The sequence below is a fragment of the Streptomyces sp. SN-593 genome (assembly GCF_016756395.1).
Taxonomy (GTDB): Bacteria; Actinomycetota; Actinomycetes; order Streptomycetales; family Streptomycetaceae; genus Actinacidiphila; species Actinacidiphila reveromycinica.
The window spans coordinates 1-17,425 of record NZ_AP018366.1; the positions used below are offsets into that span (position 1 = coordinate 1).

Genomic DNA, 17,425 nt, shown 5'->3' on the forward strand with positions numbered 1-17,425 from the left:
CCCCAACCACCACCCATCAACACCCCAAACCTGACGGCACGTCAGGAGGAATTTATAAACGGAACCGGAAAACAAGAACGGCCCCTTTTGGGGGCCGTTTGGTCGCGCGCTCTTCCTGTCAGTCGTCGTTTTCCGGATCGCGGGAAATCATCTTCCACGCTTGATCGTGTGCGATTTCTCGCATGTAGCGGCGCGCGTTTTCCTTCACGTGCTCCGGGAGGGGCTTGCCGTTCTCGGCCGCGCGCCGCGCGTCCAGGACGTCGCACCGGAGGCGAGAGTCCCTCTCCCGCTGGCGGTGCCTGAGCGCGGTCGCCTCTACGGCCGCCCAGTCCTCCCAGTCGACCATGCCGATGTGCTGGCCTTCGAGGTACACGCTCATGTACCAGCCAGGCCCCATGAGGTTGTGGAGCTGGTACGTGGTGCCGGCGAAGCTCACGTGCCGGATGCGGGCGGCGGGGTCGAAGGCGTCCGGGTCGCGCATCCAGTCGGTAAGGAACTTCACGGTGATCTCCGTTGTTGTCTGCTGCCTCTTGGCCGCGGGTTGTTGGGGACGCTCGGTCGGGGGCGGGCCGGTGCGGCCCGCCCCCCGTGGTGTTCAGCCTGCGATGTCGCCGAGGCTGGTCAGCAGTGCGCGCACCTGGTCGACGGTGAGCGGCAGGGTCTCGCCTTCGTCGTCGGCGCCGCCGGTGAGGAGCACGGGGCCGTGGTACTTCTGCCAGGTGAAGCCGTGCCGCGCGGCGAGGAAGGTGGCCACGGGGTTGACGGGGTGGTTGTACATGCCCTCGTCGTCCAGCCACATGTCCAGCCGGGAGGTGAGCGCGACGACGTCCACGTTGCGGCAGCGGATGACGGAGTACATCACCGTCAGCCGGTCCTTGCCGTCGACCGGCAGGGCGATGGGGACGATGTCCGCCTCGGTGGTCAGGAGTACGGCGGTGTTGGTGGTGATGGCCGACGTGGTCATGTCTCTCCCTGCGGTTGGGGGTGCTTTCGGTTGTTGGGCCCTGCCACCGGGCCCAACAAGAAAACTGTACCGCATTTTGATCACGCAGGGAAGGGGGCGCCGCTTTTCAGGCGCCTGGGGTGAACGGAGCGGCTGGGGCGCGGGAGCCAGTTTCGTAGATCACGTGCCACGGGCCGGCGGACGGCTTCGCCTTGAAGCGGAGCGACATCACGACCGGTTCGCTTCCGTCTGCGGGGAGGACGCCTCGGGCTTGGCCCAGGTGATTCGGGCGTGCAGCCACCCTGTCACGACGCCGGTGAGCACCGCGCCGGTCTCCGGGTGGGCCCACGTCACCCAACTGCCGGGCGCGAATGCCCCGCTTGCCGGTTTGGGCGCTGTGCCCTGGCGTCGATTCCGTCGCCAGGCGGCGCGCACCTTGTCCGGGCTGTTGGGGTTGGCTCGCGGAAGGGGGCCGGGGATGCGCGGGATGCGGTTCTGGGCGTCGGCGAGGATGGCGGCCTTCCTGGTGCCCAGTTGGGTTGTGTACGCCTCTCGTACGGCGACGTGGTCGGTTCCCGACACGGACACCGTGACGGTCCACCCCCCTTGGATCAGGAAGATGCGGGCGGATTCCTCCCAGCGGGTGGGAAGGGTGGCCGGGCCTGTGACGTCGATGGCTTCGAGCGCCGTACGGCGCATCTCCTCCACCACTTGGTCCTGGATCCGGTTCCAACTGTCCCGGTTGCCCGCGCGGTGCTTCTCGGCTTCCGCCAGGTCCCCGCGCGCGATCGCGTCGGCGTACCCGCGTCCGCGCGGCGTCGGGTTTCGTCCTCCGCCGCCCGCTGCCAGTTCTCGTAGTGGATGGCCCAGCCGACCGGGGTGATGCGTTCGGGGAGTTGGGTGACGGTGCCCGACTCGGAGATGCGGGCCGCCAGTGTCAGGGTGCTGACCTTCTCGCTGGTGTGGAGTGTGCGCACGGCCTGCCTCTCTGTGTGGTCGGGGCAACCAGGTGGGGCGCGGCCCTGCCGCGCCCCATGGGGGGTCAACCCCAGGTGATGAGGAGGCCGGCGGTCGCCGCGTACTGGGCGAGCGCGTGCAGCTCCTCAAGCCTCATCTGCACGTAGCCGGCCGGGCGGCCGCAGTCGATGAAGCGGGTGTCCGTGCCCGTGGCGGGCAGGCCCGCGTCGGCCGGTGCGACGGCGAGCGCAAGCAGCACGCGGCCGAGGAAGAGTTCGGCGTCCTCCTCCCCGTACGGCTCGGAGTACCCGAGCGCGTCGAGGACCGCGGACGCGTTGGAGTTGTTCATGTCGATGAAGTCGCCCTGGCACTCGGCGGAGAAGACGACCGACATGAGGGGCTCCTTCGGGTTGGGGAGGGAGGAGGTTGGACCCGATACCCAACAAGAAAACTGTACAGCACTTTCATCATGTCGGGTAGGGAGAACCACGCCGGGCGGGCGGGGGCATCTCCTCTTCCCCGCCCACCCGAACCCCAGCCGTCGCTAGTCGCGCAGGGGCATCAGAAGGTGCCAGTAGCCCTCTCCGCGGAGCGCCGGCCCGTCGGTGAGCAGGAGGGGCTTGGCGACGCGTCCGTCGTCTCCAGGGGCTTGCAGGTGGATGGTGATGCCGTCGCCGGTGAACGTGCTCAGCGCCTCCAGGAGGAACTTGGAGTTGACGCGGACGGCGGTCGCGGCGAGAGCGTCGGGCGTGCCGTTGGCGAGCGTCACCGGGAGGCTGACGCCGCGCACCAGGGTGCGGTCCTTCTCGCCGTAGAACGGGGCCAGTGAGACCGTCCCTTCCTCTGCGCTGTCGAGCATGCAGGACATGCCGTCCTTCTTGGCCTTCGCCAGGGCGGCCGCCTTCTTGGCTGCCCTGATGGTGGCCGCGCGGTCCAGGGTGATGGACAGGTGGGAGGCTTCCGGCAGCAGGCTCTTGGTCTTGGGCAGGCTCCCCTCGTACGGGCGGAAGCTGACCTGCACGTTGTCAAAGGTGAGCGTGACCAGGGTGGCGCCGATCTTCGGCTCTTCCACAACGCCGATCCCGACCGGTCCGTCGTAGCGGCGCATCTGCTTGGCCACCTTGTCAAGGATGTCGGCCGGGATCAGGGCGCTGACGGTCTTGTGCGGCTTGCCGATCTGGGAACGGGTCACCGGGACGTCGGCGGACGCCATCCGGTACTGGTCGGTGGCGTGCATGGTCAGTGAGCCGCTGTGCAGCGTGAACTGCACGCACATCAGCACCGGCAGTGTCGCGTCGGCGCCGGCCGCGGTCAGCACGCGGGTGAGCTGGCTCAGGAACGCCCCGGAGTCGACGGACGCCACCGGTGCAGCGGGGGTCGGGAGCGCGGGGAAATCCTCCGTCGGGTAGGTGGTGAGCGGCACCGCGATGTCGGGGGTGGAGAGGATCTCCGCGGAGACGGTGACCGGGATCCGGTCGGCGGCGGACTTCGTCTCGCCAGCAGCGACACCGGCGAGGATCTTCTTGAGTTCCCCGTGGTCCAGGACGGAACGGCCAGTGCTGGCCGGGACCGCGGGCAGGGTGACGGACACCGTCGTCTCGTAGTCGTACGCGTGCAGCGTGACGCTGTCGGGGGTGGACTCGGCCACGATGCCGCCCAGGATCGGCACCAGGGGGCGGGGGGCGACCGACAGCGCGGTCAGGTTGAGCGCGTCGGAGAGGACGCGGTGCGGGGCGCTGAAGTGTGCGAGCGGGGCGGCGGGGGCCGTGGTCTTCTCGGCAGTGGTCTGGGTCATCTCGGGTCTCTCCTTGGGTGCGTGATCGGTGGCCGGGGGGTGCCACTCCCCCCGGCGGCGGGGCCCGGGCCGGGCCCCGCAGGGTTTCAGCGGGCGATGGGTCGCAGGCTGTCCAGCCGGTCGGCGGCAGCGCGCAGCAGGGCGCGAGCGTCTGCCTCGTCTCCGTCGGGGTCACGGACGATGGCGGCAGCGTCGGTGAGGTGAGCCGCAGTCCACGCGTTTGCGGACGCCGCTACGGCCCAGGCGCCGATGTTCGTGGACACCGGGCCGATCTCCGCCAGGTCCACGACGTACTCGATTTCGTCGGCGGCCCTCTGTGCGCGGTACTGGTGGGCGGCCGCCACGCTGGTGAGCCAGACCGCGTCCAGCGGGCGGCGGCTTCCCGCGGCCTGCCGGAGGAAGTGCCCGGCCTGGACGGCGCGGCGCGCGACGGTTTCCAGCTCGGTGACCTCACGGAAGGTCGCGGAGTCGATGGCGTTGTGCAGCCAGTCCGCGAGGAACTCGCGGAGCAGGTGGCCTTCCCATGAATTCCCGTACAGCGGGCACGGCAGGAGGGCGGTCAGGTCACGCTCAACGAGGGTGGTGGACGCGGGCATTTCGCTCCCTGGGTGGGGTGGGGGTGAATTCGGTTTGCTGGCCGGTGCCACACCGTCCAACAAGAAAACTGTACCGCACTTTCATCATCGATAGGAGGGGAACGCGCCGATCCGAGAAAGAAAAAATGCAGCTCAACGCGTGTTCTCCACCATGTCCGGGAGCGGCAAGGAAGCGTTACCAGCCGCGCACGGTCGGGCCGTTGAGCGGCCGCGCGAGGGCAGGAGCGACGGCCGGTGCGGGATGCAGCGACAGCGAGTGCGGGGGGACGAAGTGCTGACGATCAGGAGGCCGGCCTTCCCCGCCGGCGCAGGGAAATTAGAAGGAGGCCTCTTCCTGGGTTCCAGGAAGAGGTGTCGATGTGCGTGACCCGGTTGTACTCCAGGGCTGACCTGGGCAAACGTGCGGGATTGCCGCGAGGGGGTTAAACCCGCCGCGACACCGCCGGTAAGACTCCCGGCGACACCTCCGGCGGCACTGCGGGGAACACCGCCGGTGAAACTCCCGGCGACACCTCCGGCGAGATCCCCGGCGACACCCGTTCCCGGGCGGCTTTGGCCATGTCGGCGTCGGAACGGATGCGCCCGGCCGGCCCGCAGCGAATCGGCGAGCGGCGACCGACGGAGGCGGCGGGCAGTCCGGTGGCGGTTGCACCGGCTGGTCCGGATGGGTGGTTGCGCCAAGTGCAAGCGGTTGACCCGCCCTTCCGCCGAATTGAGCAAGCAAAAGCGCAAGGGGCGCTGAGGAGATTCAGCGGCACGAACCGAAAGGACTGTGCCGTGAACCGCACTTACAACAACGCCATCGACCAGCTTGACGCTGAGTGGCCGCTGCTGTGCGCCGACCCGTCGGCGGCCGCCATCGTGACCGGGTGGCTCACCGGTGCCGGGATCTTCACCCCCGGCGAGGCTCCCCGCGATCTGGGCGCGGTACTGCCGGAGCTGGAGTGTCGGGACCGGGAACTGGGCCGGGAGCACAGCGACCGGTGGCTGGGCGCCGTGCTGCGGCACGTCACCGACGCGGGGCCCGACGGCCGGCTGGCGGCGCGGTTGGTGGTGCAGGCGATGCTGCCGGGCGCGGCGTCGACCGCGTACCGCATGCGGCGGTTCGGGCACGGCCTGGACGACGTGGTGCACGTGGTGGTGGCGGCGCTGTACGAGGTGGTTCGGCGGTACCCGCTGGAGCGGCGGCCGCGGAAGATCGCAGCGAACCTGCTGCTGGACACCGTGAAGGCCGCCCACGGCGAACTCGCGCGCGATGCCTGCGACTCCTCCGATCAGCCGCTGGATCACGAGCGCGTGACCGTGCCCGATCCGCAGGCCGGTCCGGACGAGGTGGCCCTGCGTCGGGAGCTTGCGGCAGCCGCGGCGGCTAGCGGGCTGCCCGGGCTCGCCGATGTGGACCCCGAGGACGTGGGCAGCGCCCGCGGCCAGGTGATCGAGCTTCTGCTGTGGGCGTTGTCGCGGCGCGTCCTGGACCGGGCCGCGGCGGCTGCCATCAGCGCCCACTACCAAGTCGGGGCGCCCAAGGACGAGATCGCGGCCCGGCGGGCCGGAGTGCGCCCGGCGAGCTTGCGGCAACGGCGGTCCCGGGCGGTGCGGGAGTTGGCCGCGGCGGCCGGCCAGTGGGCGGAGGAAGTCGCATGAATCCGCTGTCACAAACGCCGACCAGCGGGGGCTTGCAGCAGTTGAGTGGCGGATCGGCCGTCGCTGCGGGGCGGAGCGGAGAGGTGACCGGAGTGAGCACAGGAGCGGAGCGTGGCCCGGGCGGCCCGACTGAGGGCGAGCTGCGGATGGTGCGGACCCGTAATGAGGCGACGCGCTTGGCGGTGGCGCTGGTGAAGGACCCGTTCGCGCCGGAGACCGCCGCTGCGGCCCGGGAGTTCTTGTCCGGGGCCGAGGCCGCCGGCGAGGCCTTCGCGGAACTTCAGGCGCTTCCCGAGCACGACGTGCGCGCCCGGATTACCGAACTGACGTCCCGCCGGGGCGAGGAGGCGTGCTCATGAAGTGGCGGCGCAGGCAGGGGAACGCGAAGTGGGTTGACGAGGGGGTCGTCGGCGTCGGCGAGATGACGCCAACAGGCGACGTCGGCGGCTGGTCGATGACCAGCGGGGCGGCCGCCAACCGGGCGGCCTTGGTGCGGTGGGCGGTGTGGGGGGTGATCGTGGCGGGCCCCCTGCTGGGGGTGGCTGCACTGTTTTCGGCGGCGTCGGCCGCCGGCTCGCCCGGGAGGTCGAACACGGTGCAGGCGGCGCCGTCGGCTGATCCTTCGGGCACGGGGCCGGCGGGCTTCGCCGAGCTGTACGTGTCGGCGTACCTCAGCGCCGGGCAGGGCGATCAGGCGTCGCTCGCGGCATTTTGGCCCGGCGCCGCTCAGGCGCAGTTCGACGGGGAGCCGGGGGCACGGCAGGTCACCCAGGTCGCCGCGGTGCGGACGGTCCCGGCCGGGAGCGGGTTGTGGTCGGTGACGGTGGCCGCTCAGGTGATCGAGCCGGACGCGCCGGCCACGTCCACGCCGCCGCCGGGCAGTTCCGGTGGCGGGGGTGATAGCGGGCAGGGGCCGGGGCTGCGGTACTTCCAGGTGGCGGTTGCGGCGGCCGGCGCGGATGAGACGGGGCCGTGGGCGTACAGCGCGTTGTCGGCCCCTGCCGAGGTCGCCGCTCCGGCGGCCGCGGCGGCACCGCGGTTGGTGTATGGGCCGTCGCAGCCGGCCGCACCGCAGGATGCCCGGGCGCAGACCGTGCAGCAGTTCCTGACCGCCTACCTCACCGGTTCCGGTGAGGGTGCTCTGGACCGGTTCCTGTCCCCCGGGGTGCGGATGGTGCCGGTCTCGCCAGCGCCGTACACGTTGGTCGACGTCGAGGACATCGCGGCAGCCGGTGACGACACCGGCTCCGGCTCCGACCCGGCGACGGTGCCTCCGAGCGGGGCGCGGCAGCAGGTGCTGGTCACGGTCCGCGCGACCGACCGGGACGGCACTCACGTGCCGTTGGCGTACGCCTTCACCCTCACCGCTCGCGCCGGGCGCTGGGAGATCACCTCGCTGGATCCCGGTCCGCTTCCCGCACAGCAGACCGGTGCACCGGCGATCACCACAACCACCCCCGATGAGCTGTCCGGCGCGACGACTGCGCCCTGACCCGAGAAAGGAACCGATCATGAATGTGACGAACACCCTGGCGGTGGGGTGGATCCAGTCCGGCACGAACCTCGGCACCAGCTTCGAGACCCTGCTCATCGACATCGTCGTCCCCATCATCGCGACGATCGGCGTCCTGGTCGTGTGGGCCAAGACCCGCTCCGGACCGGCCGCATTGGCCGCGATCGTCCTGGGCGCGATCGTGTGGTGGGGCGTGGCGAACATGGGCGTGCTGGCCACGAAGACCGGCGACGACATCAACCAGAGCAACAACGGCAACATCAGCTACTCCTCCGGGAATGGCTACAACTCCGGCGGTTCTCGATGACGGCCGCCATCGAGAACCTGTTGATCGTCGTCCTCGTCCTCATCGCAGCCGGCGGCGTCATCATCGGATGGCTCAAGCGGCTGGCTGTGCTGGGTGCTTCTCTCGTGCTGGGGGGCATCGCGTGCTGGGGCGTGGCCACCATGGGCACGCCGCCCCGGCATGACATCCGCCCGAGCACCCACCTCAGCGTCTCCCATGCCGACGCGCATGGCTCCGCTGCGGGCGGATCGCGATGACGGTGTCGGCGGCGCCTGCGCCGCCGGAGGTACTCGAGGGACGCTGCTACACCGCGGCGCGGCGCTATCCGCTGCAGATCGGCCGGTTCTCAGGCGGCGGCCGCATCCCGGGCGGCCCCTACACACTGACGCAACTGGCCGTGATGATCGGCGGGTTCGTGCTGCTCATCGTGACCCGGCCGGTATGGGGCGGCCACGGGCCGTTCGACTTCGCGGTAGCGGTGATCGTGCCGTTCACGGCCGGCTGGGCGGTGCACCGCGTGCAGATCGACCACCGCAACCCGGTCGCGGCTCTGGCGAGCCTGTCCGGGTTGGTGGCAGGCAGGTCCGCGGGGCGGATTCACGGCCGACCCTGCCGAGCCGGTTCGGCCCGACTGGTTGCCCCGCGGATCACCGTCCACGTCGGCGCCACGGCGCCGGCAGTGGTGCCGTCGGTTGCCACCACTCCGGCTCGCCCTGCAGCCCCTATGGCGGTGCGGGCCGGGTTTGCGAAAGCGCCCGCGCCTGCCGCGGCGCCCGTGGTCTCCGGGGTCCAGACGCTGCTCGCACGGCGGGCCGCGGTATCGGGAGGAAAGACGCAATGAGGATGCCCATCCGGCACGTAGCCCGCAACATCGTGTGGACCACCTACGGCACCGCGTGGGGCGTGTGGCGGATCAGCCCCGCCAACTACACCCATACGTCCGCCGAGACCAAGCGGCAGCGCCTGGAACAGGTCACGTCTATGGTGAAGGCCCTCACCGGCGAGCCGGTCCTGGTCAGCCTGTGCCCGCAGACCGACCCGCTCAGCGTGGTGCGGGCCATGACCGACGACCTGGACTGGGACGCCAGCCAGGAGTACCTCGACCTCGCCGACCGTGTCCTGACGCAACTGGAGTCCCTGGAACTGACCGGGCGCACCGAGTGGCTGGCGGTGCCGCTACCAGCTGGGGGCTTCGCCACGGCGAGCGCGGACCTCGTCACCGCGGCCTGTGCCGAGGTCAGTGCAGCCCTCGGCCTGGTGCCCGCCGCGATCGGCGGGGGCGAAGAGCGCCGCCGCTTCGCGCAGGCGGCCGCGCTGGCGTCGACGTGGCCGTCCGGCATCGGTGTCCGGCCCGCCACCGAGGCGGAGATCTTGTGGATGTACGGGCACGCCGCGCGCCGCGGGGTCCAAGAGCCGCCGCTTCCCGGACCCGGGAGTGACAACGAGCCGACAGGCCGGTCGGTAGCGGCGCTGTCGGAGGTCATGCTGACCGAAGGCGGCCGCGGCTGGAGCCAGGCAGGCTCCGGCCCGGGTGGCCGACGGTCGAGTGAGAAGCAGTCACGCAACCCCTTCGCCGCGCTGCACCTGCAGGTCGACACCGAGTGGGGCACAAGCTTCCAGTCGCTGCTGGCACTGGCCGAAGTACCCAAGCGGTTCGCATTCCCGGGCGCGGAATTCCTCGCCGTCCTGGACGAATTCGACTTCCCCATCGACTGGGTGTGCCGGCTGAAAATCACTTCCGGTCAGAAGATGCTGCGCCGGACCCGACAACGCGCACGGAACCTCATCCACCAGGAGAAGGAATTCGAGGGGGAACCGACCGGAGTGCCGCCGGCACAGGTCGAAGCCGTCGCGGACCTGCAGGAGAACCGGGAGCGGATGGGCGCCTCCCACACCGAGGTCGACGTCCAGGCCATGACCTCGTTCTGCGTGTGGGGCCCCACCCCGGACGAAGCGCACGCACGGGCCCTGGCGTTGCGCTCGCACTTTGCGGCATCCGACTACACCCTCACTCGGCCGGTCGGCGAGCAGGAACGGCTGTGGTACGGGATGCTGCCCGGCTCCCGCACCCCGCGGGTGATGGCCGGGTACGCGCAGACGTTCCTGGCCCGGGACTTCGCGATGGCGATGCCCTGGTCCGGCAGCCAACTCGGCGACGACAGAGGCCCGCTGTTCGGCCTGCAGTTGACTGGCGGCGGCACCCGGCCGGTGCTGGTGGACTTCTCCCGCGGCCCGGCCACCAACACCTCGGCGTCCGCGGCGTTCATCGGTGAACTGGGGGCCGGCAAGTCCACCGCGCTGAAGGCGGCGATGTACCTGGTGCTGGCGGCTGGCCGGAAAGCGGACTGGCCCGGGTCGCGGGGCCGGGCGGTCGCGGTCGACCGCACCGAGGACCGCGAGTGGGAGCGCTTCGCGCGGGCCTGCCCGGGCACCACGGAGGTCATCGAGGTCAACGCCGACGCGCAGATCAGCCTCGACCCACTGCGGATCTTCCCCGGGCAGGAACGGGCCCGGCGCACTGAGTCGTTCCTGACGCTGCTGCTCAACGTCATCCCGATGAGCGACGAAGGCGTGGTGCTGTCCGAAGCGGTCGCCGCGGTCGTCGCACGCGAGGGCGCGTCGATGCAGGCGCTACGCGCCGAACTCGCCGACCGAGGCAACACCGACCCGGCCGCCCACGGCCTGGCCCGCAAGCTGGCCGCCGCCGCCCGAAAAGACCTGTCCCGAGTGATCTTCGACCCGGACCTTCCCCCGATCCAGATGAGCGCCGCCGACAGCGTCGTCTTCTCGGTATCCGCGCTGCAAATGCCGAAGAAGTCCGAGCTGAACAGCGACTTCCGGCTGGAGCGCATGGAGTTCGAGAAGGTGCTCGGCCGGGCGCTGATGTATCTGGTGGCCGCGGTGTGCCGGCAGATCACGTTCGCGTCGAAGAACGAGTTCGCCGCCACCATCTGGGACGAATGCTGGTGGCTGACCTCCAGCCCGGAGGGCCAGGAACTGCTGCTGGAGATGCTGCGCGACGGCCGGAAGAACAACGCCGCCGCGTTCGCCGGCAGTCACGACCCCAACGACATCGGCCCGGAGGACAGCCCGCTGGGGCCGGTACTGCGCGGCCTGATCACCCACCGGTTCCTCTTCCGGCAGTCCGACCGGACCCTGGCCGCGCGGGGCCTGGACTTCCTCGGCCTGCCCGCAGGCGATCCCGACCTGCTGGAGCTGGTCACCGCCGGCCTGTCGCCCGGCCGCGGAGAACTCCCGGACGCCGACTACGCCGCGCGGCTGGGTGAGTGCCTGTACCGGGACCAGCACCAGCGGATCGGCACCATGCGGGTCCTGATCCCCGACGACCCGGCCGCCCAGCGCCAGATCCACTCCACACCCGGCCGGAGGTCGGCATGAACCGGCCCGGCACCCGCCAACGAGCACGGGGGCGGCGCTGGCGGTGCATGTTCCGCGGGGCCCTGACCCGGCGGCGACTGTTCACCCTCGCGGTTCTCGCCGCGCTCACCACCGCGTTGTGGACGACCAGCGCGCACGCCGACCCATCTCCCACGCCCACCCCGACCCCGAGCGCTTCCTCAAGCCCTGCGCCGGACCCGGGCGGCACTGCCCAACTGACCGACCGCGACAAGGCGACGCTGGCCCTGATGCAGAAACTGGCCAAGGCCGTCCCCGACACCATCGCGGCCGGAGCCTCGGCGCAGCAGAAGGCGGACACCGAAGCGCTGCAGCACCAGCTCCAGCAGCAGAGCGGCGTGCTAGGGATGTTCAACACCACCGACCAGTACGGCGTCCCCATCAACGTCTACACGATCAACCCCGACGAAGGCGGCTGGTCGGACTGGCAGCTGAAGATCTACGGGTTCCTCATCGAGCTGTGCTTCATGGCCACCAAGTGGGCCATCGCCTTCTCGGTGTGGCTGATCACCTGGGCACTGGGGTTCGGGCTGGCGCAGATCCTCGTCACGCCCGTGCTGTACGTCGCGTATGCGCTGCACGCCCAGGTCATCGTCGCGCTGGGCCTGCCGATGCTGTGCCTGACGATCGCCGGCACCGTCTGCGCCTTTCACATCCTGATCGGCGACCGCAGCCGCGGCGTGGGAGAACTCGCCTTGAGCGTGCTGATCGCCGGCGTCTACACCACGATCCTGGTCTCCCCCACGACCCAGCTCATGGGCGGCACGGGCGGCGACGGCGGTCTGCTCGCCGCTGCCAAGGGGTTCAGCCTGGAGGTCACCTCGGTGATCATCGATGCCGGGCAGGACCCGACCGGCGCCACCAGCGGCACCGACAACCACGTCACCGGCTCCACCCCGACCGCGCTCACCGACCCGATCAAGAACGCGCTGGTTGACGCGCTGATCACCAAGCCGGCCGAACTCCTGGAGTACGGCCAGTCCTTCGACGGCGACTGCGCGCAGGAGTACGCCCACTCCAAGCTCGCCCAGCTCGCCTACGACCAACGCTCCGACGACATCATCCACTTCATCCAGGACACCGACTCCATCTCCGACATCCCCGGGCTCAGCGCTGCAAGCACAGTCACCGGCCCGGACGACTGGGTCGTCGACAAGGTTGTCGGGATCGCCGGCGGCTGGATGCAGGACCACTACGGGCACCCGCCGATGGACTCCTTCGAGAACGACTGCGTGCGCGGCGACGTCGGGGCCGCCAAGAAGGCCTCCGTCGACAAGGTCGCCGGCGCGTTCTTCGTGCTGCTCGCCGGAATGTTCGTGGCCGTGTTCGTCTGCCGCCTGGCCGCATCGTTCCTGATCGCGCAGTGCAGGATCGCGATGGAATCCATCCGCGGCGAGGGCGTCCTGGTCGTGGGCGTCATGCCCGGCGGCGGCCGGAGCGTGCTGTGGAGATGGTGCGCCACCCTCCTGCAGGTCTTCCAGAACCTGATCATGTCGGTCGTGATGCTGGGGGTGTTCCTGGTCATCATCACCACTCTGCTCGGGCCCGACCTGGACCAGCAGTTCCAGGAACAGGGCGGGCTCGCGCTGCGGTTCCTGGTGCTGGACATCGTGTGCGGCGGAATGTTCGTGTACCGCAAGAAGATCGCCGCCAGCGCGCGCCGCTCGGGCGCGAACCTGCGCTCCCGGCTGGAAGGCAGCCGCGTCGGCGGGACAGGCCGCGCCGTCTTCCGTGCTGCTCCCGGCAAGGAGGAATCCTCCCGGCGCAGCGGCGCCGCTCGCGCGGCGGTCATGCTCGGCGCGATGGCCCTGTCTGGCGGCACCAGTACCACCCTGCTCGGCGGCGGCCGCACCCTCGCCCGCCGCATCAACGCCGCCGGCCGCACCACCTCCCGACCCCGCCCGACCCCCGTGCGCATGCCGCGCCAACGGCCGGGCCGTCCCGGCACGCCGCCTCCCCCGCCCGCTCCCGCAACTCCACCTACTGCCCCCGTGCCGCCAGCACCGCCAGCACCGCCAGCACCGCCGGCTGGCTCGGCGACGTTGACGCGGCCGACCGTCGCCCCACGGGCCCGGCGCACCCCGCCACCACGCCATCCCAGCATGGGTGCGGCGAACTCCACCCGGCAGGCCGCACTTCGCCGCAGGCTGGACCGCCAGCGCGGCCTGCGCCCGCCGCCCGGCGCTACCCGGCCGCCCTCTGCGCCCGGGCCAGGACCTGGGGGCGCGTCGTGACCGCCAAGCAGACCTGGTCGAGGGTGGGAGGTGCTGCCGCCGCGGCCCTGGTGCTCCTGGTCGGTCTCGTCGCACTGTTCGTCACGGTCGGCGCCGGGGCGGGCGACGCCGCGGCATCGGTGTCAGCCCAGTACGCCGCCGCAACCCCCGCCTCGGCACAGTCCGTCGGCGGAGACCTGAAACCGGGCAGCGTGCCAGCCGAGGACGAACAGTGGATCGTCGCGGCCGCCGACGCCTGCCCGGGCCTGCCCGCGCCGGTGCTGGCCGCCCAACTCCACCAGGAGTCCGGCTTCAACCCCAAGGCAATCTCCCCCGCCGGCGCGCAGGGCATCGCCCAGTTCATGCCCGGCACCTGGAACACCTGGAAGACCGACGCCAACGGCAACGGGACCGCCTCGGTGTGGGAGGCGCCGGACGCGATCACCGCGCAGGGGCACTTCATGTGCAAGCTCCTCCAGCAGGCCACCGACTCCGGGTACGCCGGGCCACCCATCGAACTGGCCCTGGCCGGCTATAACGCGGGCTGGGGCGCCATCCAGCGCTTCCACGGCGTCCCGCCCGTCTCCTTCGCCGGCGGGCAGACCGCCCACTACGTCACGGCGATAATGGCCGCCGCCCAGGACTACGCCGCGCCCGCGGCCGCTCCGGGCCCGTACGACCTGCCTGCCACCACCCCTGCCGCGATCCGGGTCGCGATCGCCTGGGGCCTGAAACAACTCGGCGGCTGGTACTCCCTCGGTGGCGACTGCACCAACCCGCTCGGCCACGCCCCCTCCACCCGCTGCGACTGCTCCTCCCTGATCCAACAGGCCTACCGTGCCGCGGGTATCAGCCTCCCGCGCACCACCTTCGAGCAGGTGAAAGTCGGCACGGCCGTCAGCCCGGACTCACCGCTCCCCGGTGACCTCGTCTTCTCTCCCGGAACGGACGGCACCGCCAGCAGTCCCGGCCACGTCGGGCTCTACCTCGGCGGCGGACAGCTCCTGGAGGCGCCGCACACGGGCACTCAGACGCGGGTGGTCACGTACGCGTCGTGGCGGACGTCGACCAGCCCCATCATGCGAGTCGTCGCAGTCCGCAGGGTCGTGGCCTGGTGAGCTGAGCTTGGTTTTCCCCTACCACCAGGCGATCCGCCCCCGCCTGAGCCTGGCGCCGCCGCACCGAAGTTGGCCGTGCCAGCGGGGCTCGCCAAATTGAGGCTCCCTGCTCGTCACAAATCGCTTCGCCATCGCGCTTGCAGCAGTTGAGGGCGGCACCCGGTCCGCCCGACCCCTGTGGACGGAGTGGTGATGGCTGATCCGATGGCGGTGCTGAACTCGGTGCTGGCGATCCGGCAAGAGGTGGGCGCCTACCTCGCCGGGCACGCGTGGGAGATCGCGGCGGCGATCGCGTTCACCGGTGCCGCTGGGGCGGCCGGGGCCGGGTGGTGGCGCCGTACGGCTGCAGCCGCGCTCACGGACCGGGTGGGCTACGAGCTGCTGCCGGCGTCCACCTTCGAGGCCGGCCCGGTCGAGGTTCGCTGGTTCGCCGGCCAGCTCGCGTCGGTGCCGGCAGCGAGCGGCGCGCTACCGAGGCGGGCATCGGCATCGCGGGTGCGGATCACGTGCGAGGGCAACCGGCTGCACTTCCTGCTTGAAGGGCCGGGCCGGGCGCAGAGTCTGCTGCGGATGCCCGGCTACCAGGATGTGGAGGTCGTCTCGGCCGCGGTGCGCGGCCGCGCGGCGCAGGTACACCGCATCTGGTTCGAGGGCGCACGGCCGTCTGCTGGGGGTGTCCGGTGATGGTGAGCCTGACGAAGTCCTCGGAGGAAGAGGCCCAGCGGATGTACGTGGCGCGGGCCGAGCTGGTGCTGGCGCGGCCCGATCACCGGCCGCTGGCCCGGCTGGGGCCCGACCCGGACCCGCTGCAGAAGCTTGCCGCGGCCATGGCGGCGGTGCGAAGCGAGGACGGCGAGCTGGCGGACGTCGTGGTGGACCTGGTGCCGGTGCCGGACCGCCAGGTGGACCGTCGCCGCCGGGCGCTGATGAGACGGGCCGAGCAGCGCGGGCCGTCGGCGTACGGGGAGCGGATCGGCGGCGGGGGCTCGGCGTGGTGGGACACGCTGCGGACCGCGGTCATCGAGGGCTCAAGCATGGGCGGCGCGTCGAAGGGCCGGGCGCAGTCGCGGGTGCCGCGCCAGGTCGACCTCGCCGACGGGGTGGGGAAGTTCGTGCCCGGGGAGCCCGTCTTCGCCGCGCAGGTGCTGCTTCGGGTGGAGGCCACGCACCCGGCCCGGGCGCGGGCGCTGCTGCACCAGTTGCTGGGGGCGATGGAGGTCTTCTCCGGGGAGAACCGGTGGCGGCCGGTCGGCCCCCGGTGGGGGGCCTGGCGGGCCTACAGCAATACGTGGTGGCGTAGGCGTGCCTTCGACCGGCGTTTCGACAGCGGGGAGTTCGCCCCGGCCCGCCGGCAGTGGGTGACGCCGCCGGAGATCGCCGGACTGCTCAAGCCGCCCACCCGGCACTGCGACGCCATGAACGTGGCGCGCACCGGGGGCGTGGTGCCGCCGGCGCCGGCGGGCCTGCCGGAGTGGACCGGGCAGCGCGGTTTGCTGCCGCTGGGCCAGGTGACCGGGTCCGCCGGCCGCACCTACCTGGCCGGTGTCCCCGAGCGCGACGTGCTGTTCGGGGTGGGGCTGGGGAAGAGCGGATTCGGCAAGACCGAGCAGGCGCTGCTGCAGTTCCTGGCGATGGCGTACTGCGGGTACGGCTGCTGGTTCCTCGATCCGCACGGGGCGGCCCTGGAGCGGTCCCGGGCGTACCTGACGCACCCGGCGGTCCGGAACCGGGTGTGGGAGGTCGACCTGGCCAAGCCGGCGCTCGAGGACATGTTCCCGTGCTGGAACCCGCTCGACATGAGCCGTCGCAGGATCGAGGACATCCAGGAGGTGGTCGGCGCGGTCGTCGGAGCGATCGCCACAGCTCAGGGATGGGGGGACGGGGCGCCGCGGGCCCGGACGATCCTGTCCAACGCGGTGCTGGTCCTGGCCCATCTGGCGCACCAGTTGGTGGCAGCCGGGCAGCCGCAGATCCAGCCCACTCTTCTCCAGGTCAAGACGCTGCTCACTGACGAGGTGTGGCGGGCGGAGGTGCTGGAGCACATGCCGGACCGGGTGCGGAAGTTCTGGCGGGTGACGTTCCCGAAGTACGAAGCCGCGGCCGTACCCACCATCACCAATGCGCTGGACCTGTTGGAGACGTCGCTGTCGCTGACGGCGTTCCTGGGCGGGTCTGTCTCCAGCTACGACGTGCGCCGGGCCATGGACACCGGCGCGGTGGTCACCGTCGCCCCGTCGGGAACCGGCGCCGGCGACAATCTCATCAGTTCACTGCTGATCTTCGATCTGTTCATGGCCGGCCTGTCGCGACAGGACACCCCGACTGAGCAGCGGCGAACTTTCTTCGCGTGGATGGACGAGCTGGCCGCGCTCGACTCCGCGGGCCGCGGCTTCATCGCGAAGATTTTCGAGCAGCTCCGCAAGTACAAGGTGCGGCTGATGGTGGCCACGCAGATGGCGATGCGGCTGTCCGACACCACCCGGCAGGCCGCGCTGCAGAACCAGAGCGTGCTGTCCGCGACCGCGGCGGACATCGATGAGGCCCGCTTCGTCGCCGCCCGGATGCCCGGCGTCGACCCCGAGACCATCGCGGGGCTCGACAAGTACCAGTACATCGTCACCGCCCAACTGCACGGCCGGCGCAGCACGCCGTTCCGGGTCTCCGGCGTCCCGATCGACCAGGTGATGGCCGACTACTACGACCCGGCCGGTCTGCCCGACCTGGAGAGCGCGATCGACCTCAGCCTGCGCCGCCAGCCCGTCCACAAGATCCTCGCCCACGTCGAATTTCTGGACGAGCAGATCAGCGACTACCTCGCCACGCGGGCGCCCCAGCCCGCCGCCGCGGCCAGCGCGGGCAGCTCGCCGGTGTCGTACGACGCCGGCACCGACCCGCTCACCGACACCCTGATCCTGCCGGTCCTCAAGGACAAGGACGCCTGAC

Annotated in this window: 17 protein-coding genes; 11 read left to right on the forward strand and 6 right to left on the reverse strand. The window is 71.0% G+C overall.

The features are described 5' to 3' along the window. Nucleotides 1-118: 118 nt before the first annotated feature. From RVR_RS36435 to RVR_RS36460, 6 genes are all read right to left on the reverse strand, one after another. Nucleotides 119-502, reverse strand: coding sequence for a hypothetical protein (locus RVR_RS36435; RefSeq protein WP_202239735.1), 384 nt, complete (start codon nucleotides 500-502; stop codon nucleotides 119-121). A 93-nt stretch (nucleotides 503-595) separates the two neighbouring features. Further along, nucleotides 596-964, reverse strand: a complete 369-nt coding sequence (locus RVR_RS36440) for a DUF3846 domain-containing protein (RefSeq protein ID WP_202239736.1) — start codon at nucleotides 962-964, stop codon at nucleotides 596-598. A gap of 207 nt (nucleotides 965-1,171) precedes the next feature. Beyond that, nucleotides 1,172-1,651, reverse strand: a complete 480-nt coding sequence (locus RVR_RS36445; RefSeq protein ID WP_202239738.1) for a hypothetical protein — start codon at nucleotides 1,649-1,651, stop codon at nucleotides 1,172-1,174. A gap of 334 nt (nucleotides 1,652-1,985) precedes the next feature. Further along, entirely contained in the window at nucleotides 1,986-2,294 is a 309-nt protein-coding gene (locus RVR_RS36450) for a hypothetical protein (protein WP_202239740.1), read from the reverse strand. 150 nt (nucleotides 2,295-2,444) lie between these two features. Further along, nucleotides 2,445-3,695, reverse strand: a complete 1,251-nt coding sequence (locus RVR_RS36455) for a DNA polymerase III subunit beta (protein WP_202239742.1) — start codon at nucleotides 3,693-3,695, stop codon at nucleotides 2,445-2,447. A gap of 86 nt (nucleotides 3,696-3,781) precedes the next feature. Beyond that, entirely contained in the window at nucleotides 3,782-4,291 is a 510-nt protein-coding gene (locus RVR_RS36460; RefSeq protein ID WP_202239744.1) for a hypothetical protein, read from the reverse strand. Nucleotides 4,292-5,068: 777 nt separating this feature from the next. Here RVR_RS36460 and RVR_RS36465 point away from each other — a divergent pair. From RVR_RS36465 to RVR_RS36515, 11 genes are all read left to right on the forward strand, one after another. Next, nucleotides 5,069-5,935 carry a hypothetical protein gene (locus RVR_RS36465; protein ID WP_202239746.1) on the forward strand — a complete coding sequence of 289 codons (867 nt, stop codon included), beginning with the start codon at nucleotides 5,069-5,071 and terminating at the stop codon, nucleotides 5,933-5,935. Then, nucleotides 5,932-6,294 (forward strand): hypothetical protein, encoded by a 363-nt coding sequence (locus RVR_RS36470; protein ID WP_202239748.1) that lies wholly within the window; start codon nucleotides 5,932-5,934, stop codon nucleotides 6,292-6,294. Before RVR_RS36465 ends, RVR_RS36470 begins: the two co-directional genes overlap by 4 nt. Next, nucleotides 6,291-7,427 (forward strand): conjugal transfer protein, encoded by a 1,137-nt coding sequence (locus RVR_RS36475; protein ID WP_202239750.1) that lies wholly within the window; start codon nucleotides 6,291-6,293, stop codon nucleotides 7,425-7,427. Before RVR_RS36470 ends, RVR_RS36475 begins: the two co-directional genes overlap by 4 nt. A 19-nt stretch (nucleotides 7,428-7,446) precedes the next feature. Further along, nucleotides 7,447-7,755 (forward strand): hypothetical protein, encoded by a 309-nt coding sequence (locus tag RVR_RS36480; protein WP_202239752.1) that lies wholly within the window; start codon nucleotides 7,447-7,449, stop codon nucleotides 7,753-7,755. Beyond that, nucleotides 7,752-7,991, forward strand: a complete 240-nt coding sequence (locus tag RVR_RS36485; protein ID WP_202239754.1) for a hypothetical protein — start codon at nucleotides 7,752-7,754, stop codon at nucleotides 7,989-7,991. The genes RVR_RS36480 and RVR_RS36485 overlap by 4 nt, the downstream gene beginning before the upstream one ends. Next, nucleotides 7,988-8,575, forward strand: coding sequence for a hypothetical protein (locus RVR_RS36490; RefSeq protein WP_202239756.1), 588 nt, complete (start codon nucleotides 7,988-7,990; stop codon nucleotides 8,573-8,575). The genes RVR_RS36485 and RVR_RS36490 overlap by 4 nt, the downstream gene beginning before the upstream one ends. Beyond that, a complete protein-coding gene (locus tag RVR_RS36495) occupies nucleotides 8,572-11,133 on the forward strand; it encodes an ATP-binding protein (protein ID WP_202239758.1) in 2,562 nt (853 codons plus the stop codon). The genes RVR_RS36490 and RVR_RS36495 overlap by 4 nt, the downstream gene beginning before the upstream one ends. Before the next feature lie 47 nt (nucleotides 11,134-11,180). Next, entirely contained in the window at nucleotides 11,181-13,385 is a 2,205-nt protein-coding gene (locus tag RVR_RS36500; RefSeq protein WP_202239760.1) for a hypothetical protein, read from the forward strand. Further along, a complete protein-coding gene (locus RVR_RS36505; protein WP_202239762.1) occupies nucleotides 13,382-14,482 on the forward strand; it encodes a C40 family peptidase in 1,101 nt (366 codons plus the stop codon). The genes RVR_RS36500 and RVR_RS36505 overlap by 4 nt, the downstream gene beginning before the upstream one ends. A gap of 192 nt (nucleotides 14,483-14,674) precedes the next feature. After that, nucleotides 14,675-15,166 carry a hypothetical protein gene (locus RVR_RS36510; RefSeq protein WP_202239764.1) on the forward strand — a complete coding sequence of 164 codons (492 nt, stop codon included), beginning with the start codon at nucleotides 14,675-14,677 and terminating at the stop codon, nucleotides 15,164-15,166. Next, entirely contained in the window at nucleotides 15,166-17,424 is a 2,259-nt protein-coding gene (locus RVR_RS36515; RefSeq protein ID WP_202239766.1) for a type IV secretory system conjugative DNA transfer family protein, read from the forward strand. The genes RVR_RS36510 and RVR_RS36515 overlap by 1 nt, the downstream gene beginning before the upstream one ends. Nucleotide 17,425: the final 1 nt, after the last annotated feature.